A 23486-nucleotide genomic window follows, 5' to 3' on the forward strand; every position below is an offset into this window, starting at 1 on the left:
ACGATTGCTTCCCATGAGAAATACTTCCTATGGGCAACATCATAGCGCTGTAAAGGATATTCACCAAGCATCTCGACACGTTACCGACTCCGGTAACGGCCGAGTGTTGCAATCAGGGTGCAGGCTTTATTTTCGATTGATCCCCCGCCATCACCACCGACAGTTTGGCCGGGTCGATCGCCTTGCTGAACGCGGCGTTCAACTGCGGCAACGTGACCGCCAGCAGGCGCTGTTCGAACCGGGCCGACCAGTCGTAGGTGCGGCCGCGGTACAGGTAAGAGGTCCAGCCGGCCGCCAGCGCGCCATCGTCGGCGCGGTTCTGGATACGCTGCTGCATCAGGCCCGACTTGGCGCCCGCCAGTTCGGCCGCCGTGAAGCCGTCCTTGAGCACGCGCGCCAGTTCCTCGCGCACCGCGGCGTCGACCTTGGCCAGGTTCTGCGGCGCGGCGATGGCGCTGATGCCGAAGCTGCCGGCGCGGTCGAGGTCGCCCGGGGCGATCTGCGAACCGCCGCCGTACGACAAGCCCTCTTTCTGGCGGATGCGGTCCATCAGGCGCGACTTCAGGCCGCCGCCGCCGAAGATATAGTCGGCCAGCATCAGCGCCGGGTAGTCCGGGTCCTCGACGTTCAGGTCGAGGTTCAGGCGCGCCGTATAAAACCCGTTTTCCTTGTCGGGCGTGTTCAGTACCTGGCGGATGGGCGCGATGTCGCCGTTCTTGCGCAGCACCGGCGCCGCCGGCTGGGGCGCTTTCCAGGCGCCGAACAACTGGTCGACCAGCGGCAGCACCGCCTTGGCGTCGAAGTCGCCGACGATCGACAGTTCGGCCGGCGACGTGCCGTAGAAGTCGCGATGGAAGGCTTTCACGTCGTCCAGCCTGGCGGACTGGATCTCGGCGAGGTCTTCCGCCAGCGTGGTTTCGTGGCGCACGTCGCCCTTCGGATAGATGTCGAAGTGCTCGTTCATGGCGCGCGAAGCCACGTCCGCCGGCTCGTTGCGGCTGGCGTCCAGCCCGACCAGCGTTTGCTTGCGCAATTGTTCGAACTCGCTTGCCGGGAAGCTCGGTTCGCGCAGCACGTGGGCGACAAGTTTCAGCGCTTCCGGCAGGTTCTCGCGCGTGGTCTGGAAATGGGTCAGGCCGCCGGCGATCTTGAGCTTTTCGAAAGCGTCGGCCAGCTGCACGCGGTCGTAGCGGGTGGTGCCGCGCATCAGCATGGCCGCGGTCAGGGTCGGCACGGCGCCCTTGCCGAACAGGCTCTTTTCGTCGCCGAAGTGCTGGCGCAGGTCGACCGACACGGTCTCGCCGCGGTTTTTCTTGGGCAGCAGCGCCAGCTTGACGCCGCCGGCGGTGGTCAAGGTGGTGCGCTTCATGATGTTGGCCTGGGTCGGCTCGAAGTCTTCGGCCGTGAGGCTGGACGCCTTGGGCTTGAAGTCCTTGAGCAGGCTCTCGACGCTGGGCGCCGGCGGCACCGCCGCGCGCTGCGGCGCGTCGTCCGGGATGAAGCTGCCGGTGGTGCGGTTGTCGCGCTTGAAATAGCGCCCGGACGCGGCGGCCACCTGCTCGGCCGTGATGCTCGACACCTTGTCGCGGCCGACGAAGAACAGGCGCCAGTCGCCCAGCGCGATGGTTTCGGACAGCGCCAGGCCGACCTGCTGCGGGTCGTTCAGGCTGCGCTCGATGCTGTTCAGGTAGGTGCGCCGGGTGCGGTCCATTTCTTCCGGCGTGGGCGGATTCCCGGCGAAGTCCTCGACCGCCCGGGTCAGCGCGGCGCGCACCGGCGCCAAGGGTTCGCCCTTCTTGACCACGGCGCCGAAGTACTGCAGGCCGGGCGCGTAGCCGGTCTGGCCATAGGCGAACACCTGGCTGGCCATGCCGGTATCGACCAGCAGCTTGTGCAGGCGCCCGGTCGGTACGTCGCCCAGGATGGTGCTGGCGAAGCTGAGCGCGTCGCTGTCGTCGTGCAGGCCGGACGGCACCTTGTAGGCCAGCTCGACGATCTGCACGTCGCCCTGGCGCCGCACCTCGAAGCTGCGCTCGCCGTCCTGGGTCGGCTCGACCGTCCAGAACTTCGGCAGCGTACGCTTGGGCTTGGGAATCGCGCCGAACAGGCGGTTGATCGACAGCAGCGTCTTGGCCGCGTCGAACTTGCCGGCCACCAGCAGCACCGCGTTGTCCGGCTGGTAATAGGTGCGGTAGAAATTCTGCAGGTTGGGGATCTCGACGTTCTCGATATCGCTCTTGTTGCCGATGGTGGCGCGGCCGTACGCATGCCAATCGTAGGCGATGCTCTGCATGCGCTTGGACAATACCGCGCCCGGCGAATTCTCGCCGTTCTCGTATTCGTTGCGCACCACCGTCATCTCGGAATCGAGATCCTTGCGGGCGATGTTGGAATGCGTCATGCGGTCGGCTTCCATCTGCAGCGACCATTGCAGGTTATCGTCGGAGGCCTGGAACACCTCGTAGTAATTGGTGCGGTCGAGCGAGGTGGTACCGTTGAACTGCATGCCGCGGTCGGCGAACTGGCGCGTGATGTCCTGGTGCGTCGGCGTGCCCTTGAACATCAGGTGTTCGAGCAGGTGCGCCATGCCGGTCTCGCCATAGTTTTCGTGGCGCGAGCCGACCAGGTAGGTCACGTTGACGGTGACGGTCGGGCGCGAGGAATCCGGGAACAGCAGCACCTTCAAACCGTTCGGCAGGCGGTACTCGGTGATGCCCTCGACCGAGGGGCCCTGCACCACGCCCTTGGGCAGGTCGAGCGACCAGGCCGGCGCGGCGGCGAAGCAGAGACCGCCGACGACCGATGCGGCCAGGCCGCGCTGGAGAAAGGGGTAAGTCATGGCATTCCGTCCGTGGTTGACGCCCGCCGCCAGGCTGGCAGGCAATGCACCATGGTAACAGACGGAAACTTAGGCAAGGCTTACCCGGCCTGCGCCCTTCGAGCGCCTACTGGCGGGCGCGACGTTCGTGTTGCTGCTGGTAGGGACTGATGCGCGACAGCTCTTCCATTTCCTCGGCCAGGAACACCAGCAAATCGTCGGCGCTGACGATGCCGGCCAGGCTGCCGCCATCGCTCACCACCGGCACCCGGCGGATGCCGCGCAGGCGCATGCGTTCGATGGTCTGGTACGGGTCGTCGTGCTCGCCGGCGGTGAGCAGGTCGTCGCTCATGATATCGCCGACCTCCAGTCCGAGCGGATCGAGGCCGAGGGCAATGACGGACACGACCACGTCGCGGTCGGTGACGATGCCGATCGGCGTGCGTTCGCCATCCGGATCGTCGACCACGACGATGTCGCCGACATGGTGCTTGCGCATCAGCAGGGCCGCGCCCTGCACGCTTTCATGGCGGGCGCAGCAGACGGTGTCGACGGTGCAGAGCTTGCTGATTTCCATGACATCCTCCCGGCATGAATCATCAAGCTAGCGCGCGGAATGGGTACAGCTTTGACTGACATCAAAGCTGCAATTGGAACGAATTCGGAAACGAGGCGGGGTAAAAACAGGAAAAAGCGCTTAGAACCTATCTCAGTAGGGAGAGGGAAGTTGATGACGATGACTGACAAGCGCGGGCAAGGCGCGAGGAGGCGCATGGCGAGCCATGCAACGACGAGCAACGCGGCACCCGCTTGTCAGGCGCGTCAGCAACGACCGGTTCCCTACTGGGATAGGTTCTTAAGGCTTCTTTTCGTCGGGATGCGGCACGTAGCAGGCATCCACCACCTGCAAGTCGTTGTCCTTGGCGAAATTCAGGACGAAGTGGTAGGCCAGCGGCTCGATCTTCTTGAGGGCATTGTCGACCACCACGGCCTTGACGCCGTTCATCAGGGTCGGATGCACGTACGGCGAATACTGCAGGTGCGCATTGCGGCCGCCGCTGCCCGGCGGGCGGAAGCACGACATGACGCCGCACAGGCGCTCGGCCCAGTCGCTCGGGCGGAACTGCCTGCCATTGCTTGTGACGCCGAGGATGATGAACTCGTCGGCGCGTTCTTTCCCGGTTTGCGGTAACTCGGCCATAGTGCGGCTTACTGAAACATGAAGCGTGGATGAGAACAACCCCGGAATTATATCTTATAGAAGACTTGCGGACGAGCCTAGCGTACGCCGGTTGCTCTCGAGTACTACCGGCGTACGCCCGGCCGTCCATCCGGGCCGGCCCTGCCCTTATCCCAGCAGCACGGCGCCGGACAGCAGCAGCAAGAGCAGCATCCATAATAACAGCGCGCGCCAGACCAGGCCGACCGTGCTCTGGAGCGAACGCACGTTCGGCTGTTCGCCCGGCAATTCGTCGGCTTCGCTGCCGGACAGGTCGGCGGTGGCGGCATCGAGCGGCACGAAGCGCGCCGCATTCTCGTACGGCGTGCCCAGGCGCACGCCCATGGCGCCGCCGCCGGCGGCCAGGATGATGCCGCGCGATTCCTCGGCCCAGCGGTGGGCGAAATTGCGCCAGGCATAGATCGCATCCTCGAAATTGCCGACCACGGCGAAGGCGATCGCGGTCAGGCGCACCGGCACCCAGTCGATCCAGTAAAAGGCGCGCGCGGCGAACTGGCCGAAGGCTTCGTTGCGCATGTGGTCGGGTTCGTTCCAGGCGCGCGCCAGGTATTCGGCCACGCGGTACATCACGGCGCAGGCCGGTCCGAGCGGCATCAGGAACCAGAAGAACACGCCGAACACGTTGCGGTGCGTGGTGACCAGCGCCTTTTCCACGGCCAGGCGCGCGATCTCGCTGCTGCCCATGGCGACCGTGTCGACCTTGGTCCATTCGGCCAGCAGCCGGCGCGCCTGGGCCTCGTCGCCGGCGTTCAGGGCGAACTGGATGGTGGTGAAGTAGTGGCTGTAGTGGCGGAAACCGAGGGTCAGATAGACGATCAGCACGTTCCAGGCAAAGGTCAGGAATACCAGGTTGTAGTGCGCCAGGAGCCAGTACACGATCGTGGTGGGCAGCATGAGCAGCGCCATCATCAGCAGCCAGCCCAGCCGGCCATGGCTGACCTGGCCGGCGTTGCACCAGGCTTCGATGCGCATGGCCAGGCGCTTGATCCCGATATAGATCTGGTTATCCGCGCGCAGCGGCTTGAGTTGCTCGATCAGCAGTGCGCACAGGATGGAAAAGAAGGTCATGCACGGTCCTTTTTATTGTTGCCCGACTTCATTGCCCGCTACGATAGCGCAGAGGCCCGTCGGAATCAACGCCGGGCGGCCGCGGCGGCGGCCGCCAAGGACCCGGAACCGCTCACGCGCGCAAGAGATGAAACAGGTTGCGCAGCATCCCGGCGGTGGCGCCCCAGATGAAGAAACGTTCGTAGGGCATGGCGTAGAAGCTGCGCCGCCCCGCCCCTTCGGGCAGCTCGAAGGACATGCGCTGGTGATTCATGCCGTCCATCAAAAAGGCCAGCGGCACCTCGAAGATCTCGGCTACCTCGCCGGGGTCGGCCGCCAGGTCGAACGGCGGCGCGACCAGGCCGACCACCGGCGTCACGATGAAGGCCGAAGCGGTGACATGGTCCGGCAGCACGCCGACGATTTCGACGTGGCGGCGCGACAGGCTGATCTCTTCCTCGCTTTCGCGCAGCGCGGTCTCGATCGGCGACGAGTCTTCCGGCTCGGCACTGCCGCCTGGGAAACTGACCTGGCCCGGGTGACTCGACAAATGGGCGGTGCGCTGGGTCAGCAGCACGGTCAGGCCGTGCGGGCGGCGCACCAGGGGAATCAGCACCGCCGCGCGGCGCAGCTTGCCGAGGCGCCAGGCCAGGTCTTCCGGCAATTCCGGCTCCCACGCGAGCGGATGGGCCAGGCGCCGGCGCAGCCAGCCGGCGTCCAGGCGCTCGGCCGGCAGCGCGGCCTCGCCGGCGATGGCATCGACCGGCAAGTGGCGGGGGTCGAGATGCTGTTTTGCCAAAATGCGTTCTCCAAAAGAAAAAAGGCATCCGCGAGGATGCCTTTTCCATGTTACAGCCGAAATTACTCGGCGGTAGCAGCTGCAGCGACTTTGCGTGCCGGCAGTTTTTCTTTGATACGTGCCGACTTGCCCGAACGCTCGCGCAGGTAGTACAGCTTGGCACGGCGCACGTCACCGCGGCGCTTGACTTCGATCGAAGCGATCAGCGGCGAGTACAGCTGGAAGGTACGCTCGACGCCTTCGCCCGACGAGATCTTGCGAACGATGAAGTTCGAGTTCAGGCCACGGTTGCGACGCGAGATGACGACGCCTTCGTACGCCTGGGCGCGCTTGCGGTTGCCTTCGACGACGTTGACGCTGACGACGACGGTGTCGCCCGGTGCGAAATCAGGGATGCTGCGGCCGAGGCGCGCGATTTCTTCTTGCTCGAGTTGTTGGATCAGATCCATTTTTAACCACTCCAAAAGCCATCTTGCCGGCATCGCCTTCGTCCGGTAGAGGATGGGGTTGAACACGCGGACGAATCGTCCGCAGTTTTCACGCCGGCCCGTGCCGGCGCAAATCTTCAATCGACAGGACCTTCCAGCCCCGCCAGAAACTGCTCGTCGGCCTTGCTCAGCCGGCCGGCGCCGCGCGCCTGGTCCAGCAGATCGGGCCGTTTCTTCCAGGTCGCCTCCAGCATGCGCTGGCGGCGCCATTTCATGATCTCGGCATGGTTGCCGCCCATCAGCACCGGGGGCACGGCCACGCCTTCATAGACTTCCGGCCGCGTGTAGTGCGGCGAATCCAGCAAGCCGTTGACGAAACTGTCTTCGACCGCCGAGGCATCGTCGCCCAGCACGCCGGGCAACTGGCGCACCACGGCATCCATCAGCGCCATGGCGGGCAATTCGCCGCCCGACAGCACGAAGTCGCCGAGCGAGATTTCCTCATCGACCACGCGGTCCAGCAGGCGCTGGTCGACCGCTTCGTAGCGGCCGCACAGCACCACCAGTCCCGCTTCGTCCTTCAGCGCCATGACGCGTTCGTGCGTCAGCGGCTTGCCCTGCGGCGACATGAACACCACGCGCGGCGCCGGCAAGCCGAGGTCGCGCTGGCGCTGCCTGGCGGCGGCGATGGTCGCTTCGAGCGGCCGCGCCAGCATCACCATGCCGGGGCCGCCGCCATACGGGCGGTCGTCGACGGTGCGGTGGCGGTCGAGCGTGAAATCGCGCGGATTCCACAGCGACAAGTTCCAGCGCCCCTGCTCGTGCGCGCGCCGGGTCACGCCCGACTGCGTCAACGCGGCAAACATTTCGGGAAACAAGCTCACGACGTCAAACTGCATCGGGACCTCGCTTCGTACGGATGGGGTCAATAATCCAGGCCCCAGTCCAGGGTAATCAGCCGGGCCTGCAAGTCGACCGCCTTGACGAAGTGGTCGACGAAAGGCACCAGGCGTTCGGACGGCTGCTGTGACGCAAGGTCGCCTGCCGCAGGATCGCCTGCCGCAGCCTCTTGCTCTGAAGGAGCCGCCGGCGGCGTGATGCGCAGGATCGATTGCGCGCCGTTGTGCATCATGTCGGCCACCTTGCCCAGGGCTTCGCCCTGCAGGTTGACCACATCCAGGCCGATCAGGTCGGTCCAGTAATACTCGTCTTCCGGCAATGCCGGAAAGTCGGCGCGCGACACCTGCACCTTGGCGCCCTTGAGCGCTTCGGCGGCATCGCGGTCGCCCACGTCGACGAGGGTGGCGGTGACGTCGCCGCTATGGTACTTCGCATTGCGCACCGCAACGGTACGCAACGCAGGCTTGTCGATCCACCAGGTTTTCACGCCCAGCAGCGCATCCGCATCCGGGGAGTGCGGGACAACGCGCACGCCGCCCCGAATGCCATAAGCGCCGGAAATGTACCCGACCTCGATGAGGTCATCGGGAACCGGAAGCGTTGCCGTATCGGTCAAACCGTTCAAACCTTGTTGCTTGGCTTAGTGCGCGACTTAAGCAGCCGGCTGCTGGTTGGCAACCAGGCGAGCGACGGTCGGCGACAGTTGTGCGCCAACGCCTTGCCAGTAAGCCAGACGGTCAGCGGTGATGTTCAGGCCGACTTCCTTGCCCGAAGCCATCGGGTTGTAGTAACCGATGCGCTCGATGAAACGGCCATCGCGACGATTGCGCGAATCGGTTGCAACGATGTTGTAGAACGGGCGCTTCTTGGCACCACCACGAGCTAAACGAATAACGACCATAATATTTCCAAAAAATTGTGCTGGACGGAGAAAGCCGACGATTATAGCGCGCGTTACAACTCAGCAGCAAGCACTAATGCAACCTCGGCGCGCAGTCCCGGCGAATCCAAGATTATGACCCATTTCGCGGCATAGCGCTACAGGCGTAATGACCCGCCACGTCGCATCATCAGAAAACAATGTGCCAAACCGACAATTTGCGCGGATACTGTCGGCTTTCCGCCCACAACCACAGCCGATGGCCAAGCACAAGAACAAGACCCTCGCCACCGCCCTCGCCTTCCTGCTCGGCGGCGTGGGCGCGCACCGCTTCTACCTGCGAGGCGGCGTCGACCGCCTCGGCCTGCTGCACCTGTGCTGCCTGCCGGCCACCGGGCTGGTGTACGGCCTCGGCCGCGCGCCGAATCCGTTCTGGGTGCTGCTGCCGCTGATCGTTTCCTGCCTGGCCGGCTTCGTCGAGGCGCTGGTGATCGGCCTGACGCCCGACGAGCGCTGGGACGCCAGGCACAACGCCGCATCAAACCGCAGCTCGCACTCGAACTGGCCACTGGCGCTGCTGCTGGTGCTGACCATGCTGGTCGGCACCACGATCCTGATCGCCACGCTGTCGCGCCTGTTCGACCTGCTGTACACCGGCGGTGCCTACGGCTGACGCGCCGCCACTGCAAGCCCATGCCTGCGCTGCGTTCGTCTCGCCGTACTGGCGTACTGTCCTCGACATGCGCCTTGCCCTGGAGCCTGCATGAGCGGCTTTGGAATTGTCGGCTGCAGGCTGTCACAAACCGCTTGCAGCCCAGTCGTAGCGCGGCAGGACGGCGGGCGGCGTGCCGACGACGACGACGATTTCCTTGTGCCCTGCCAGCGGGATGGCGGCGGGATCGCCGGTGACCGGCGCGATCTTTTCATTCTCGATCACGTAGTACTTGGCCGGGCCCGGCAGGCCGGCGATCGTTGCCGCACTCAAGCGTTGCCCCCACAGCGCGAAGAACTGGCCGAGCGTAAACGTCTTGGGCACGTCGGTCTCGATGTGCAGCACGCCGGTGCCGTCGTGGGTGTGGATTTCGTAGTTGCAGCTGTTGTTGCGCCCCACCGAGGAAGGCAGCGCCAGGCGCACGCCGTTGCGGTAGATGGAGAGCAGCGCATGCACGTGGTAATTCTCGTTCCTGGCGCAGCCGATGCCGTCGATGGCGTCGCCGCCGGCATGGTTCCAGGCCGGCCAGTTGGGTTGGCTGGCGGCGTCGGCCGAAGCGATGCTGCTGTGTTCGGTTGCCAGCGTGAGCTCGGTCTGCGGCAGCAAGGGGTCGCCGGGCGGCGTCGGCGTGACGGGCGGGGACGCGCTGATGGGCGCGGGCGACGAGGAACCGCCGCCGCAGGCTGCCAGCGACACCAGGGTTGCGACGACGGCGGCGGCCGGCAGCGTTCTGCCGGAAGGGAACGATGACATGGGCACTCCTCCAGGTTGGGCCAGTCACCCCGCATGAACAGCATGCAGGCCGGATAGGTGAGACCCGATTCTGGAGGAAGCTCATGCATTGAGCCTGAGGAAGCTCAAGTGCGCATCACGAATGACGACAACGCACTCAGAACTGGTCGACGTACAGCGCCAGCACGCCGGCGCTGCCTTCGACGATCGCATGGCGCATGCCGGCCGCCTGCGCCAGGATGTGGTCGGCGAAGAAGCGCGCGGTGCCGATCTTGGCGCGGTAGAAAGCGGCGTCGCCCTCGCCGGCATCCAGCTTCTGCTGCGCGACCAGCGCGGCGCGCGCCATCTGCCAGCCGCCCAGCACGATGCCGGCCAGCTTCAGGTACGGCACGCTGCCGGCGAACACGCCCTTCACGTCGCTCCTGGCGTTGGCCACCACGAAGTCGACCACCGCGCCCAGGGCGTCGCTGCCGGCCGCCAGCTGGCGGCGGATGGCGGCCAGGTCGCCGCCGTCGACGCCGTCCTGGCGCTCGGCCAGCGCCACCTCCGTCTCCCGCACGCGGGCGATGATCGCCTGCGCCACGGCGCCGCCGTCGCGCACGGTCTTGCGCCCGACCAGGTCGTTGGCCTGAATCGCGGTGGTGCCTTCGTAGATCGTCAGGATCTTGGCGTCGCGGTAGTGCTGGGCGGCGCCGGTTTCCTCGATGAAGCCCATGCCGCCATGCACCTGCACGCCGTCGCGCGCCACGTTCTCGCTCATCTCGGTCGACCAGCCCTTGATGACCGGCACCAGGTATTCGTAGATGGCGAGGTTGTCCCTGCGCACCGACTCGTCCGGATGGTGGTGCGCCAGGTCGCTGTGCGCGGCGCCGACGTAGGCCAGCGCGCGCGCCGCCTCGGTCTGCGACCGCATCGACATCAGCATGCGGCGCACGTCCGGGTGATTGATGATGGCGACCGGGCCGCTGGAACCGGCCAGGTCGCGCGACTGCACGCGGTCCCTGGCGTAGGCCACGGCCCCCTGGTAGGCGTGCTCGGCCAGGCCGACGCCTTCCATGCCGACGCCGAAGCGGGCCGCATTCATCATGATGAACATGTATTCGAGGCCGCGGTTTTCCTCGCCCACCAGGGTGCCGATGGCGCCGCCGTGGTCGCCGAACTGCAGTACCGCGGTCGGACTCGCCTTGATGCCGAGCTTGTGCTCGATCGACACGCACTGCACGTCGTTGCGCTCGCCCAGCGAGCCGTCTTCGTTCACCAGGAACTTGGGCACGATGAACAGCGAAATCCCCTTCACCCCTGGGGGCGCGTCCGGCGTGCGCGCCAGCACCAGGTGGATGATGTTCTCGGCCATGTCGTGCTCGCCGTAGGTGATGAAGATCTTGGTGCCGTGCACGCGGTAGGTACCGTCGCCCTGCGGCACGGCGCGCGTGCGCACCGCGGCCAGGTCCGAGCCGGCCTGAGGCTCGGTCAGGTTCATGGTGCCGGTCCATTGCCCGCTGATCAGCGGCTCGATGAAGCGTGTCTTTTGCGCCTCGGTGCCGGCGGTCAGCAGCGCTTCGATGGCGCCGTCGGTCAGCAGGGCCACCAGCGCGAACGACAGGTTGGCACCGTGCAGCATTTCCATGCACGGTGCGGCGACCAGCTTGGGCAGGCCCTGGCCGCCGTATTGCGTCGGGTGCTGCACGCCCTGCCAGCCGGCGTCGGCGAAGCCGCGGAAGGCTTCCTTGAAACCTTTGGCCATGGTCACCTGGCCGTCGCGCCAGAAGCTCGGTTCCTTGTCGCCGGCGTGGTTCAGGGGGGCGATGACTTCGCCACAGAAGCAGGCGTTTTCTTCGAGCACGGCTTCGACGGTGTCCGGGGTGGCGTCTTCGCAGCCGGGCAACTGGCCGATCGCGGCCAGGCCGGCCAGTTCGTTCACCACGAACAGCATGTCCTTCAGAGGGGCGTTGTAGCTCACCTTGGTCTCCTGATGTTTTTATCGCACAAATAGAAAACGTCGTTCCGGCGCAAACGGGAACCCAGGCAGAGGTGAAGAAGCGGCACCGTATGGGGCTCCTGTCCGCTCGGCATGGGTTCCCGCCTGCGCGGGAACGACGGTTTCAAGGACGGTGGGCATGTTCATCGCACCCACCCGAGGCTGGCTTAGCCGAGTTCCTGCACCAGGGCCGGCACGGCCTCGAACAGGTCGCCCACCAGGCCATAGTCGGCCACCGAGAAGATCGGCGCTTCCGGGTCCTTGTTGATGGCGACGATGGTCTTCGAATCCTTCATGCCGGCCAGGTGCTGGATCGCGCCGGAAATGCCGACCGCGATGTAGAGCGTGGGGGCGACGATCTTGCCGGTCTGGCCGACCTGCCAGTCGTTCGGCACGTAGCCGGCGTCGACCGCGGCGCGCGAGGCGCCCATGGCTGCGCCCAGCTTGTCGGCCAGCGGCTCCAGGATCTTGAAGTTGTCGCCCGAACCCATGCCGCGGCCGCCCGAGACGACGATCTTGGCGCCGGTCAGTTCCGGACGGTCCGACTTGGCCAGTTCGCGGCCGACGAAGGCCGACTTGCCCGCATCGGCGACGGCGGCGACGTTTTCCACGGCGGCCGAACCGCCTTCGGTGGCGGCGGCATCGAAGCCGGTGCCGCGCACGGTGATGACCTTCACATTGTCGGTCGACTGCACGGTGGCGATGGCGTTGCCGGCGTAGATCGGGCGCTCGAAGGTGTCGGGCGCATCGACCTTGGTGATTTCCGAGATCTGCGCCACGTCCAGGCGGGCGGCCACGCGCGGCAGCACGTTCTTGCCGAAGGCGGAAGCCGGGGCCAGGATGTGCGAATAGCTGCCGGCGACCGCCAGGATCTGCTCGGCGACGTTCTCGGCCAGGCCGTCGGCGAAGTGCGGCGCGTCGGCGACCAGCACTTTCGAGACGCCGGCCACCTTGGCGGCCTGTTCGGCGACGGCGCCGCAGCCGCTGCCGGCCACCAGCAGGTGGACGTCGCCGCCGCACTGCAGGGCGGCGGTGACGGTGTTCAGGGTGACGCCTTTCAGCGCCGCGTTGTCGTGTTCAGCAATGACGAGTGCGACCATGATGTTCCCTTGTTGTTTCTGTATTAGATGACTTTGGCTTCGCCGCGCAGTTTCTGCACCAGGGTGGCGACGTCCGGCACGATGACGCCGGCCGAGCGCTTCGGCGGCTCCGACACCTTGATCGTCTTCAAGCGCGGGGCGATGTCGACGCCCAGCTCGTCCGGCTTGATGGTCTCGAGCGGCTTCTTCTTGGCCTTCATGATGTTCGGCAGCGTCACGTAGCGCGGCTCGTTCAGGCGCAGGTCGGTGGTGATGATCGCCGGCAGCGTCAAGGCCACGGTTTCCAGGCCGCCGTCCACTTCGCGCGTCACCGTCACCTTGCCGTCTTCCAGCACCACCTTCGAGGCGAAGGTCGCCTGCGGCCAGCCCAGCAGCGCCGCCAGCATCTGGCCGGTCTGGTTCGAATCGTCGTCGATCGCCTGCTTGCCCAGGATGATCAGCTGCGGCTGCTCCTTGTCGGCCAATGCCTTGAGCACCTTGGCCACGCCCAGCGGCTCGATCTCGGCCCCGGTCTCGACCAGGATGCCGCGGTCGGCGCCGATCGCCATGCCGGTGCGCAGGGTTTCCTGGGCTTGCGCCACGCCGCAGGTCACGGCCACCACTTCGGTCACCTTGCCGCCTTCCTTCAGGCGGGTGGCCTCTTCCAGCGCGATCTCGTCGAACGGGTTCATCGACATCTTGACGTTGGCGATGTCGACGCCGCTGCCATCGGACTTGACGCGAACCTTGACGTTGTAGTCGACCACGCGTTTGACGGGTACCAGGACTTTCATAGTGGGCCTTTGGAAAATGGAATGAGTGACTGACAAAAACGATCCGAATTATAAGAGCAAATTCCGTTCAGGTCAGAATTAAAGCACGATCGTGCGTTTTCCGGTTAGAAGGAATGCCCTAATTCGCGCGACGCGCTTTAGGCTGAATCAAATCGATGGTTGGGAAAAGGCAAAGAAGCTGCAAGTTGACCGAGGGAATCCTGACGGGGCGTTCGGCCTGCCCCGTCCGGTTGTTGCGTCCGGTAGACGGACGCCTGTTGCCGGCTGTTTATTTACGGCGCAGCCAGAACGTGAATTCGCCGTTGATGATGGTATGCGCCAGCAGGGCGTTGCCGGTCTGTTTGGCAAACGCCTGGAAGTCGCGTACGGAACCGGTGTCGGTGGCGACGATGCGCAGCACTTCTCCGCTTTCCAGTTCGGCGAGGGCCTTCTTGGCCTTGAGGATCGGCAGGGGGCAATTCAAGCCACGCGCATCCAGGTCCTTGCGGACCCCGATGGTGCCGGTGTCGATTATAGTTTCAGTCATCGATAGCCTGCTAGTTTAGTGGGCACATGCCCGCATAGTACTCCAATTGCGGGATTATGACGCGGCGCACCAAATTTTGGTATGCCTGTTGCGTTGTAACAACGGCAAGAACTTGACACCCGGAATTTTGAAGAGATCGGTGGAAAAATTGGAACGCTTACGTTGCGTGTAGGGTGGACGGCTACGCCGTCCACGCGTTCAACGAACCGATGAATAGTTGTGTTCGTACGACGGCGAAGACGCCATTTTGCCGGCTGATCGGCAAACCGAATGAGAGCGCGACGACGCATGCGATGTATGAACGCGTGGACGGCGAGCCGTCCACCCTACGCATCGGCATCTCAACGCCATTCATGTTGCATGCCGCAGCACAGCAATAAGGCCGTGCGCGGCACGCTTGGGACGCTTACGCCGAGACGCGTTCGCCGACCCAGCCGGCCACGCCGGCCAGCGCCTGCGGCAGGGCCGCAGCATCGGTGCCGCCGGCCTGCGCCATGTCCGCGCGGCCACCGCCCTTGCCGCCGACCTGCTTGGCGACGAAGTTGACCAGCTCGCCGGCCTTGACCTTGCCGGTGGCGTCGGCGGTAACGCCGGCGATCAGGCTGACCTTGCCCTCCAGCACAGATGCCAGCACGATGGCGGCGGTCCCGAGCTTGTCCTTCAGCTTGTCCATGGTCTCGCGCAGGCCGGCCACGTCGGCGCCTTCCATCGTTGCCGCCAGCACCTTGATGCCGTTGACGTCGATGGCTTGCGTGATGAGTTCGTCACCCTGCCCCGCGGCCAGCTTCGACTTCAGCGCGGCGATTTCCTTTTCCAGCGATTTCACCTGGTCCTGCACCTGGGCGATGCGCGACGGCAGCTCTTCCGGGCTGGTCTTCAACGCGCCTGCGGCTTCGGTCAGCTTGCGGTTGATCGACTGCACCAGCGCCAGCGCGCCTTCGCCGGTCACGGCTTCGACGCGGCGGATGCCGGCGGCCACGCCCGATTCCGACACGATCTTGAACAGGCCGATGTCGCCGGTGCGGTTGACGTGCACGCCGCCGCACAGCTCCTTCGAGCTGCCGATGTCCAGCACGCGCACGGTGTCGCCGTACTTTTCGCCGAACAACGCCATCGCGCCGTGCTTGATCGCATCGTCCATCGACATGTGCTGGGCTTGCGTCGCGTGGTTTTCCAGGATCTCGCGGTTGACGATGGTTTCCACCTGGGCGATCTGCTCCTGGGTCAGCGGCGCGTTATGACTGAAGTCGAAGCGGGTCTTGTCCGGATCGACCAGCGAGCCCTTCTGCTGGACATGGGAGCCGAGCACTTCGCGCAGCGCCTTGTGCATCAAGTGCGTGGCCGAGTGGTTGCGGATGGTGCGCGCGCGCTTGGCTTCGTCGACCTGCGCGTCGACCGTGTCGCCGACCTTCAGCGAGCCCGACTGCAGTACGCCGTGGTGGCCGAACACCTCGGCCTGGATCTTGAGGGTATCTTCGACCTCGAACAGGCCGGCGGCGGTCTTGATCACGCCCTTGTCGCCGATCTGGCCGCCGGACTCGGCATAGAACGGGGTGGTGTCCAGCACCACGATGCCGTCGTCACCGGCCTTGAGTTCCTGCACCGACACGCCGCCCGCGTACAGCGCCAGCACGTGGGTGTTGTGCACCAGCGAATCGTAGCCGACGAACTTGGTCTTTTCGCCCGCGTACTCGACATTGGCGGCCATCTTGAACTTGCCGGCGGCGCGCGCGGTCTTCTTCTGCTGCTCCATGGCGGCCGTGAAACCGTCCTCGTCCAGCGTCACGCCGCGCTCGCGGCAGATGTCGGCGGTCAGGTCGAGCGGGAAGCCGTAGGTGTCGTACAGGGTGAAGGCGGTGGCGCCGTCCAGGTTCTCGGCATCCTTGGCCAGTTGCGCTTCCAGGATCTTCATGCCGTTTTCCAGCGTCTCGCCGAAACGCTCTTCCTCGGCCTTCAACACCTGCATCACGCGCTCCTTGGCGTCGTGCAGTTCCGGATAGGCGGCGCCCATCTCGATGTCGAGGTCTTCGACCAGCCTGAAGAAGAACGGTTTCGTTTGCCCCAGCTTGTAGCCGTGGCGCAGCGCGCGGCGGATGATGCGGCGCAGGACGTAGCCGTGGCCTTCGCTGCTCGGGATGATGCCGTCGACGATCAGGAACGATGCCGCGCGGATGTGGTCCGCGATTACCTTCAGCGAATTGTTGGCCAGGTCGGTGGCGCCGGTCTCGCGCGAGGCCGCGCGGATCAGGTTCTGGAACAGGTCGATCTCGTAGTTGCTGTGCACGTGCTGCAGCACCGCGGCCAGGCGTTCCAGGCCCATGCCGGTGTCGATCGACGGCTTCGGCAGCGGCGTCAGCACGCCCTGTTCGTCGCGGTTGAACTGCATGAACACCAGGTTCCAGATCTCGATGAAGCGGTCGCCGTCTTCTTCCGGCGAGCCCGGAGGACCGCCCCAGATGTCGGCGCCGTGGTCGTAGAAGATCTCGGTGCACGGACCGCACGGACCGGTGTCGGCCATCTGCCAGAAGTTGTCGGACGCGTAGCGCGCGCCCTTGTTGTCGTCGATACGGATGATGCGTTCCTGCGGCACCCCGATCTCGTTGGCCCAGATGTCGTAGGCCTCATCGTCCTCGAAATAGACGGTGATGGTCAGCTTCTCGGCCGGCAGTCCATACACCTTGGTCAGCAGTTCCCAGGCGAAGTTGATGGCGTCGCGCTTGAAGTAATCGCCGAAGCTGAAGTTGCCCAGCATCTCGAAAAAGGTGTGGTGACGCGCGGTGTAACCGACGTTTTCCAGGTCATTGTGCTTGCCGCCGGCGCGCACGCAGCGCTGCACGGTGGTGGCGCGCTTGTACGGGCGCGTATCCAGGCCCAGGAACACGTCCTTGAACTGCACCATCCCGCTGTTGGTCAACAGCATCGTCGGGTCGTTGCCCGGCACGAGCGGGCTGGAACGGACGATCGTATGGCCTTTGGACTCGAAGAACTTGAGAAACTTTTCGCGAATTTCGGTGGATTTCATGGCGTAGGGGCGAGTGAAGGCAGCATGCTATATAAAGAAAATGATTATAGCGTACGATGCAGTGCGCGTTCATCGGCCATTCGCCCCGACTTGTCGACACGGTGACACACACCGCAACGCGCAGGGTAGGCGGCTGCGCCGTCTACGCGGCGATACACGCCGTCCGATCCATCGCGCCGGCCCACGGAGCCGCATTCAACATCGCTGCTTGCCACGTCAAGCGAAATCCGCCCCGATCACATCGATCCGATCGGTACAGAACGCATCCACGCCCCACGCCAGCAAGGTGCGCGCCCGCCGCGGATCGTTTACCGTATAGCAGAACAAGCCGAACCCGGCCGCCTTGACTGCCGCCGCCTGCGCGCGCCGCAGATGGCGCTGGTTCACGTGCAGCGCCACCACGCCCAGCGCCCGCGCCCGCGCTTCCCAATCCAGCGGCAATTTATCCGTCAGCCAGGCGCGCGGCAACCCAGGCGCGGCCGCGCGCGCCGCTTCCAGCGCCACCGTGCTGAACGAGGACAGCAGCGGCACCCGCGCCGTCTGCCTTGCGTCCACCTCGGCCGCGCCGATCTCGGCCGCGAACAGCGCTGCCGTCATGCGCGCCGCCACGGCGCCGGTCTCGATGTCATGGCCTGGCGCCGGCTTGATCTCGATATTCATCCACACGCCATGATCCTTGCAGAAGCGCGCGAAGTCCGCGAACAGCGGCACCGGCTCGCCCCGGTACGCGCGCCCGAACCAGCTGCCCGCATCCAGCGCCGCCAGCTCGGCCGCATCGTAGTCGAACACGTTGCCGGAACCGGACACGGTGCGCCCCAGCCACGGATCGTGCAGTACCACGGGAATGCCGTCGCGCGCCAGCATGACGTCGAATTCGATGGCGCGGAAACCGGCCTGCATGCCGCGGCGCACGCCGGCCAGGGTATTTTCGGGCGCCAGCGTGCCGCCGCCGCGGTGCGCCAGGACAGTCGGATACGGCCACATGGGCATTCACCCCCTCACGACGACAACCAGTGCGCCAGCCACAGGAAGGCGGCGACGTTCACGACCACGCTCGCCAGGAACAGGCGACGGAATGGCTGCTTGCGGGTCTTGTGGCGCAGCCACTGCTGCGCCAGCACGGCGCCGGGCCAGCCGCAGGCCAAGCCCAGCAGCAGCAGGCTGCGCTCGGGCGTGCGTCGCTCGCCGCGCCGCGCAGCCGCCTTGTCGGAGGCGTAAGCGGCGAAACATATAACGCTGGCAAGCAGGTAAGCGATGCCGGCCGCCGGCGGCAAGCTCCAGGCCAGCGTGGCATAACCGTATACCAGCACGAACAGGAACAGCGGAAGGTAGGGCATCATGGCGCCAGCTTACGTGCCCGGCTGCCCGCTGTCCATGCAAGGAATGTTCAGTCAAAAACCCGAATCGCCGTTATGGGTTCGCTAACGAACGGAGCGCAGCAAGCGTGCGCCCTACCCTGAGCGCTCGTTCGTTCGTCACAAGAGAAACACTATGAGCTTTGACTTAGGCAACCTGTTAAACCAATACCTGGGCGGTGGCACTACCAACGCCGGCACGGGCCAGGCCGAGAACGATTTCGATCGCGTGGCGCAGAACTCGTCGCTGGCGTCGCTGGCGCAGGGCGTGACGCAGGCGCTGCGTTCCGACCAGACCCCGCCGTTCCCGCAGATGATCGGCCAGCTGTTCGGCAACAGCAATCCGGACCAGCGTGCCGGCCTGCTCAACCAGATCTTGTCGAGCGTCGGCCCCGGCGTCCTGTCCTCGATGGCCGGCGGCGCCCTCGGCAACCTGCTGGGAGGCGGCCAGCAAGTCACGCCCGACCAGGCTGCGCAGATTTCTCCGCAGCAGGTGCAGGAACTGGCGGCCAAGGCCGAGCAGCAGAACCCGGGCATCGTCGACCGCATGGGCGACTTCTATGCCGCCCATCCGACGCTGGTGAAGACCATCGGCGGCGCCGCCCTGGCGGTCGCGCTCGGCGCCATGGCACAGCGTCTGCACAACAACTCGGGCGCATCCAACTCTCAACCGGCAACCAACAACAACCAAGGAGCAAACATGGGCATTCTCGGCGATATCTTCCACAAGATCTTCCCTTCGCGTCACCCGGCCAACACCCAGCCGACCACCGGCACGGCGCCGGCGGCACCGCAAGCTGCGCCCCAGGCCGCACCACAGACACAAGCTGCCCCGGCCGCCATGGACCAGGTGGACGTCGAACAAGTGTTGGGCAACATGCAGGCGCAATCGGGCCAGCAGCTGAACTGGCGCACTTCGATCGTCGACCTGCTGAAACTGCTGGGCCTGGACAGCAGCCTGCAGGCGCGCAAGGAACTGGCGGCCGAGCTGAACTACAGCGGCGACACCAACGACTCGGCCAGCATGAACATCTGGCTGCACCGCCAGGTCATGAACAAGCTGGCGGCGAATGGCGGCAAGGTGCCGGCCGATTTGAAGGATTGATTTGGAGAAGTGCAGCGCTGCATGACAGCGTGGGCATTCTTGCGTCGTCCCCGCGGAGGCGGGGACCCATACTGACTGTCTAAAGTCGATATGCCGAAGCATTCAAAGTGCTTCCACGGTATCGATTGATCTTGCTCAGCGTGGGTCCCCGCCTTCGCGGGGACGACGTGTTTGGGCACGTGGCAGAGCTTTACTCGTTAATGAATTTGGGCACGTGGCCGAGCCTTGCACGTTAGTCGATCTGGGAACGTGGCCGTGCCTTACGTGTTGGTCGATTTGGGCATGCCGTGTTGGTCGATTTGGGCACACGCCCCCGATCCATGTGCCGGTCGATCCACATCGGATCAAAAATACGATAACCCCAGTGCCTTGCGCACCTCGTCGGTCGTCTGCGCCGCCACTTCGCGCGCCTTGTACGTGCCTTCCTTGAGGATCTGCATCACGTGGCCCTTGTCCTTGGCCAGTTCCTCGCGGCGCGCGCGGATCGGCGCCAGCAGGTCTTGCAGGATGCCTTCCAGGCGCTTCTTCACCACGGAATCGCCCAGGCCGCCGCGCTGGTAGTGCGCCTTCATCTCGGCCAGGCCTTCCTTGTCGGTATCGAATGCATCCAGATACAGGAAGGCGACGTTGCCCTCGACGTGGCCGGGGTCGGACACCTTCAGGTGCAGCGGGTCGGTGTACACCATCTTGACCGCGGCGCGGATCTCGTCGGCGGTGGCGCCCAGGTTGATGGTGTTGCCGAGCGACTTGCTCATCTTGGCCTTGCCGTCGATGCCCGGCAGGCGGCCGACTTCCGGCACGATCGCCTTGCACTCGACCAGGATGTCACGCCCGGCGCCACGGTTGAACTTGCGCACGATCTCGTTGCACTGCTCGATCATCGGGATCTGGTCCTCGCCCACCGGCACGATCGAAGCCTTGAAGGCGCTGATGTCGGCGGCCTGGCTGACCGGGTAGGTCATGAACCCGGCCGGGATGTCGCGCTCGAAGCCGCGCAATACGATTTCCTGCTTGATGGTCGGGTTGCGCTCCAGGCGCGCGACGGTCACCAGGTTCAGGTAATAAAAGGTCAGCTCCGTCAATTCCGGAATCTGCGACTGGATCAGGATGGTCGACTTGGCCGGGTCGATCCCTACGGCAAGGTAATCGAGCGCCACTTCGACCACGTTCCGGTGTACCTTACCGATATCATCCATGTTGTCCGTGAGCGCCTGGGCGTCCGCCAGCATGATGAACTGGCGATATTGATCCTGGTAAGTGACGCGATTGCGCAGGCTGCCGACGTAGTGGCCGAGATGCAATGGCCCCGTGGGACGATCGCCGGTCAAGATGATGGACGTGGAAGCAGTGGAAGGTTGCAGACTCATCGAGTTCCCTTGGGTTTCTTATTGTGCCTCGATACTGCTGCGTCCAAATGACGTCACCTTGCATCGAGGCGGCGTTTGAACGAAAGACACATTCCTCTCTGGCCGCGCGCTGTCAGCGGCGCCACCAGGCTTGAAGCAGGGAATGTGGATACGAAAAATTCATGGATGGCATGGTTGCAGGTTGACGCAACGCTGTCAACCGGCACCGCACGAATTCCCTCCCCCTTTCATCGCGTGGGGCCACGCTGGATTTTTTGTTGCAATAAAATTAATGATTGGTGATTTCATGGATTCAACGAAGAGCACGAACAGCCACAACCGCCCGCTGGAACTCTGGGGCGGCCTCGAATGCACCGTCAACCGCGTTCAAGACACCTATTTCCACCAGCTCGAGCGCAACGGCCACGCCGGCCGGCCGGAGGACATCGCGCGCTTCGCCGCCACCGGCATCCGCGCCATCCGCTACCCGGTGCTGTGGGAGCGCACCGCGCCGGACGGCATCGACCGCGCCGACTGGACCTGGCCGGACGAGCGCCTCGCCGCACTGCGCGCCGCCGGCATCACCCCGATCGCCGGCCTGATCCACCACGGCAGCGGCCCGCGCCATACGAGCCTGGTCGACCCGGCCTTTCCCGAGCAGCTGGCCGAGTATGCCGGCGCGGTGGCCGCGCGCTATCCATGGATCGAGTTCTATACTCCGGTCAACGAACCCTGCACCACGGCGCGCTTCGCCGGCCTGTACGGCGTCTGGTACCCGCACGGGCGCGACGACCGCACCTTCATCCAGGCCCTGCTGAACCAGTGCCGCGCCACCGTGCTGTCGATGCGCGCCATCCGCGCCGTCAATCCGCACGCCAAGCTGGTGCAGACCGACGACCTCGGCAAGACCTACAGCACGCCGCAGATGGCGGAGGTGGCCGAGTTCTACAACGACCGGCGCTGGCTGGCCTGGGACCTGCTGTGCGGCATGGTCGGCCCCGAACACGCGCTGTGGTCCTACCTGCTCAAGCACGGCGCCGACCCCGCCGACCTGCTCTGGTTCCGCGACCATCCATGTCCGCCCGACATCATCGGCGTCAACTATTACGTCACCAGCGAGCGCTGGCTCGACCACCGCCCGCGCCGCTACCCGCGCCACCACCGCGGCAGCGCCGACGGCGTGCCGTGCGCCGACATCGAAGCCTCGCGCGCACTGGCCACGCCGAGCGCCGGCATCGCGCCGCTGCTGTCCGAGATCTGGGAACGCTACCGCATCCCGCTGGCGGTGACCGAAGCCCACATCGACGCCAACCGCGAAGACCAGCTGCGCTGGCTGCTGGAAATCTGGGAAGGCGCCAAGCAATCGCGCGACAACGGCGTCGACGTGCGCGCCGTTACCGTGTGGTCGCTGCTCGGCTCGTTCGACTGGAACAGCCTGGTGACCCAGGACCGCGGCTACTACGAACCCGGCCCGTTCGACGTGCGCGCGCCCGAGCCGCGCCCGACCGCGGTGGCGCGCATGATGCGCGAGCTGGCCGACGGCGCGCCGCTGTCGCACCCGGTGCTGCGCGGCCAGGGCTGGTGGCGCCGTCCGGGCCGTTTCCTATGCACGCCGGTGGCCACGCCGGCCGCGGTCACCTCGATCACCGCCGACGGCCACACGCTGTTCGGCCGCGCCGCCGCGCCGATCCTGATCAGCGGCGCCAGCGGCACGCTGGGACGCGCCTTCGCCCGCATCTGCCGCGCGCGCAACCTGGCCTACCGCCTGCTGTCGCGCCACGACATGGACATCGGCGATCCGGACTCGGTCGAGCGCGCGCTGGCGCTGCACAAGCCGTGGGCGGTGATCAACACCGCCGGCTACGTGCGCGTCGACGATGCCGAGCGCGACGTCGAGCGCTGCATGCGCGAGAACGCCACCGGCCCGGCCGTGCTGGCCGCCGCCTGCGCGCGCCACGGCGTCCATTTGACCACCTTTTCCAGCGACCTGGTGTTCGACGGCGCCCAGGAACGCCCCTACGTCGAGACCGACGCGGTGGCGCCGCTGGGCGTGTACGGCAAGAGCAAGGCGCAGGCGGAGCTGCGCGTGCAGGATGCGCACCCGGGCGCACTGGTGGTGCGCACCAGCGCCTTCTTCGGCCCCTGGGACAGGCACAACTTCGTCACCCTGGCGCTGGAGGCGCTGGAGCGCGGCGAGCCGTTCACGGCCTGTGGCGACCTGGCGGTATCGCCGACCTACGTGCCCGACCTGGTGCACGCCTGCCTGGACCTGGCCATCGACCGCGAATCCGGCATCTGGCACCTGTCCAACCTGGGCACGGTGACGTGGGCCGAACTGGCGCTGCAGGCGGCGGCCCAGGCCGGGGTCGACGCCAGCCGCCTGGAAGTCAAGCCCGCGTCCGCGTTCGGCTTCGCCGCGGCGCGCCCGCGCCAGGCGGTACTGTCGAGCCAACGCGGCATCCTGCTGCCGGCGCTGGACAACGCGCTGGCACGCTATCTGGAGTTGCGCAACCAGCACGATCCGGAAATGGAGGAATTGATCCGCACCGCCGAGAGCCGCCAGCCGCAGGCCGGCGGCCAGCGCCAGATGGAACAAACGCCGCCGGAGGCCTTGCAGGCGAGTACCGTATAGACGACATCACGCGTTCGCACGATACGAACGCATGACCAAAAACGGCGTGGCGGTAACGCAAGCGCCGCGTATCGCCGCGTGGACGGCGCACGC

General features: G+C 65.5%; 21 protein-coding genes. 3 read left to right on the plus strand and 18 right to left on the minus strand.

Going from position 1 to position 23486, the window contains the following annotated elements; genetic code table 11:
• Positions 1 to 112: 112 nt before the first annotated feature.
• From HH212_RS01595 to rpsP, 9 genes are all read right to left on the minus strand, one after another.
• Positions 113 to 2839: a M16 family metallopeptidase gene (locus HH212_RS01595; protein WP_169433789.1), complete on the minus strand. Its 2727-nt coding sequence runs from the start codon at positions 2837 to 2839 to the stop codon at positions 113 to 115.
• Positions 2840 to 2945: 106 nt separating this feature from the next.
• A complete protein-coding gene (locus tag HH212_RS01600) occupies positions 2946 to 3395 on the minus strand; it encodes a CBS domain-containing protein (RefSeq protein WP_169433790.1) in 450 nt (149 codons plus the stop codon).
• Positions 3396 to 3674: 279 nt separating this feature from the next.
• Positions 3675 to 4019, minus strand: coding sequence for a DUF3579 domain-containing protein (locus HH212_RS01605; RefSeq protein ID WP_169433791.1), 345 nt, complete (start codon positions 4017 to 4019; stop codon positions 3675 to 3677).
• Between the two features lie 147 nt (positions 4020 to 4166).
• Entirely contained in the window at positions 4167 to 5126 is a 960-nt protein-coding gene (locus HH212_RS01610; RefSeq protein ID WP_169433792.1) for a CobD/CbiB family protein, read from the minus strand.
• Between the two features lie 112 nt (positions 5127 to 5238).
• Positions 5239 to 5904, minus strand: coding sequence for a CoA pyrophosphatase (locus tag HH212_RS01615; RefSeq protein WP_169433793.1), 666 nt, complete (start codon positions 5902 to 5904; stop codon positions 5239 to 5241).
• 62 nt (positions 5905 to 5966) lie between these two features.
• Positions 5967 to 6353 (minus strand): 50S ribosomal protein L19, encoded by a 387-nt coding sequence (gene rplS / locus HH212_RS01620; protein WP_170205197.1) that lies wholly within the window; start codon positions 6351 to 6353, stop codon positions 5967 to 5969.
• 116 nt (positions 6354 to 6469) lie between these two features.
• On the minus strand, positions 6470 to 7231 hold the full coding sequence (gene trmD, locus HH212_RS01625; RefSeq protein WP_169433794.1) for a tRNA (guanosine(37)-N1)-methyltransferase TrmD: 762 nt from the start codon (positions 7229 to 7231) through the stop codon (positions 6470 to 6472).
• A gap of 26 nt (positions 7232 to 7257) precedes the next feature.
• Positions 7258 to 7848 carry a ribosome maturation factor RimM gene (rimM, locus tag HH212_RS01630; RefSeq protein ID WP_170205198.1) on the minus strand — a complete coding sequence of 197 codons (591 nt, stop codon included), beginning with the start codon at positions 7846 to 7848 and terminating at the stop codon, positions 7258 to 7260.
• 36 nt (positions 7849 to 7884) lie between these two features.
• The gene (gene rpsP, locus HH212_RS01635) at positions 7885 to 8133 is read right to left on the minus strand and encodes a 30S ribosomal protein S16 (protein ID WP_169433795.1); all 249 of its coding nucleotides are present in this window, start codon (positions 8131 to 8133) and stop codon (positions 7885 to 7887) included.
• A gap of 238 nt (positions 8134 to 8371) precedes the next feature.
• On the opposite strand from rpsP, the gene HH212_RS01640 reads away from it, so the two are divergent.
• Complete coding sequence (locus tag HH212_RS01640) at positions 8372 to 8785, plus strand: TM2 domain-containing protein (protein ID WP_169433796.1); 414 nt, start codon at positions 8372 to 8374, stop codon at positions 8783 to 8785.
• Positions 8786 to 8908: 123 nt separating this feature from the next.
• Here HH212_RS01640 and HH212_RS01645 read toward each other — a convergent pair whose 3' ends face one another.
• The 8 genes from HH212_RS01645 to HH212_RS01680 form a co-directional block, all read right to left on the minus strand.
• Complete coding sequence (locus tag HH212_RS01645; RefSeq protein WP_169433797.1) at positions 8909 to 9577, minus strand: hypothetical protein; 669 nt, start codon at positions 9575 to 9577, stop codon at positions 8909 to 8911.
• Between the two features lie 136 nt (positions 9578 to 9713).
• Entirely contained in the window at positions 9714 to 11516 is a 1803-nt protein-coding gene (locus tag HH212_RS01650; protein ID WP_169433798.1) for an acyl-CoA dehydrogenase, read from the minus strand.
• Positions 11517 to 11701: 185 nt separating this feature from the next.
• Positions 11702 to 12634 (minus strand): electron transfer flavoprotein subunit alpha/FixB family protein, encoded by a 933-nt coding sequence (locus tag HH212_RS01655; protein ID WP_169433799.1) that lies wholly within the window; start codon positions 12632 to 12634, stop codon positions 11702 to 11704.
• A 23-nt stretch (positions 12635 to 12657) separates the two neighbouring features.
• Positions 12658 to 13407: an electron transfer flavoprotein subunit beta/FixA family protein gene (locus tag HH212_RS01660; protein WP_169433800.1), complete on the minus strand. Its 750-nt coding sequence runs from the start codon at positions 13405 to 13407 to the stop codon at positions 12658 to 12660.
• Positions 13408 to 13675: 268 nt separating this feature from the next.
• Positions 13676 to 13933, minus strand: a complete 258-nt coding sequence (locus HH212_RS01665) for a sulfurtransferase TusA family protein (protein WP_370663904.1) — start codon at positions 13931 to 13933, stop codon at positions 13676 to 13678.
• Between the two features lie 406 nt (positions 13934 to 14339).
• Positions 14340 to 16955 carry an alanine--tRNA ligase gene (gene alaS, locus HH212_RS01670; RefSeq protein WP_169433801.1) on the minus strand — a complete coding sequence of 872 codons (2616 nt, stop codon included), beginning with the start codon at positions 16953 to 16955 and terminating at the stop codon, positions 14340 to 14342.
• 216 nt (positions 16956 to 17171) lie between these two features.
• The gene (gene ugpQ / locus HH212_RS01675; RefSeq protein ID WP_169433802.1) at positions 17172 to 17939 is read right to left on the minus strand and encodes a glycerophosphodiester phosphodiesterase; all 768 of its coding nucleotides are present in this window, start codon (positions 17937 to 17939) and stop codon (positions 17172 to 17174) included.
• 14 nt (positions 17940 to 17953) lie between these two features.
• The gene (locus tag HH212_RS01680; RefSeq protein WP_308633237.1) at positions 17954 to 18295 is read right to left on the minus strand and encodes a DUF1294 domain-containing protein; all 342 of its coding nucleotides are present in this window, start codon (positions 18293 to 18295) and stop codon (positions 17954 to 17956) included.
• Positions 18296 to 19010: 715 nt separating this feature from the next.
• Here HH212_RS01680 and HH212_RS01690 point away from each other — a divergent pair.
• Positions 19011 to 19415, plus strand: a complete 405-nt coding sequence (locus HH212_RS01690) for a DUF3597 domain-containing protein (RefSeq protein ID WP_170205201.1) — start codon at positions 19011 to 19013, stop codon at positions 19413 to 19415.
• 344 nt (positions 19416 to 19759) lie between these two features.
• Here the strand turns inward: HH212_RS01690 and trpS are convergent, their stop codons facing one another.
• Entirely contained in the window at positions 19760 to 20782 is a 1023-nt protein-coding gene (trpS, locus tag HH212_RS01695; protein ID WP_169433803.1) for a tryptophan--tRNA ligase, read from the minus strand.
• Between the two features lie 286 nt (positions 20783 to 21068).
• On the opposite strand from trpS, the gene HH212_RS01700 reads away from it, so the two are divergent.
• Complete coding sequence (locus HH212_RS01700) at positions 21069 to 23393, plus strand: family 1 glycosylhydrolase (protein ID WP_169433804.1); 2325 nt, start codon at positions 21069 to 21071, stop codon at positions 23391 to 23393.
• Positions 23394 to 23486: the final 93 nt, after the last annotated feature.

The organism is Massilia forsythiae (assembly GCF_012849555.1).
Classification (GTDB): domain Bacteria; phylum Pseudomonadota; class Gammaproteobacteria; order Burkholderiales; family Burkholderiaceae_D; genus Telluria; species Telluria forsythiae.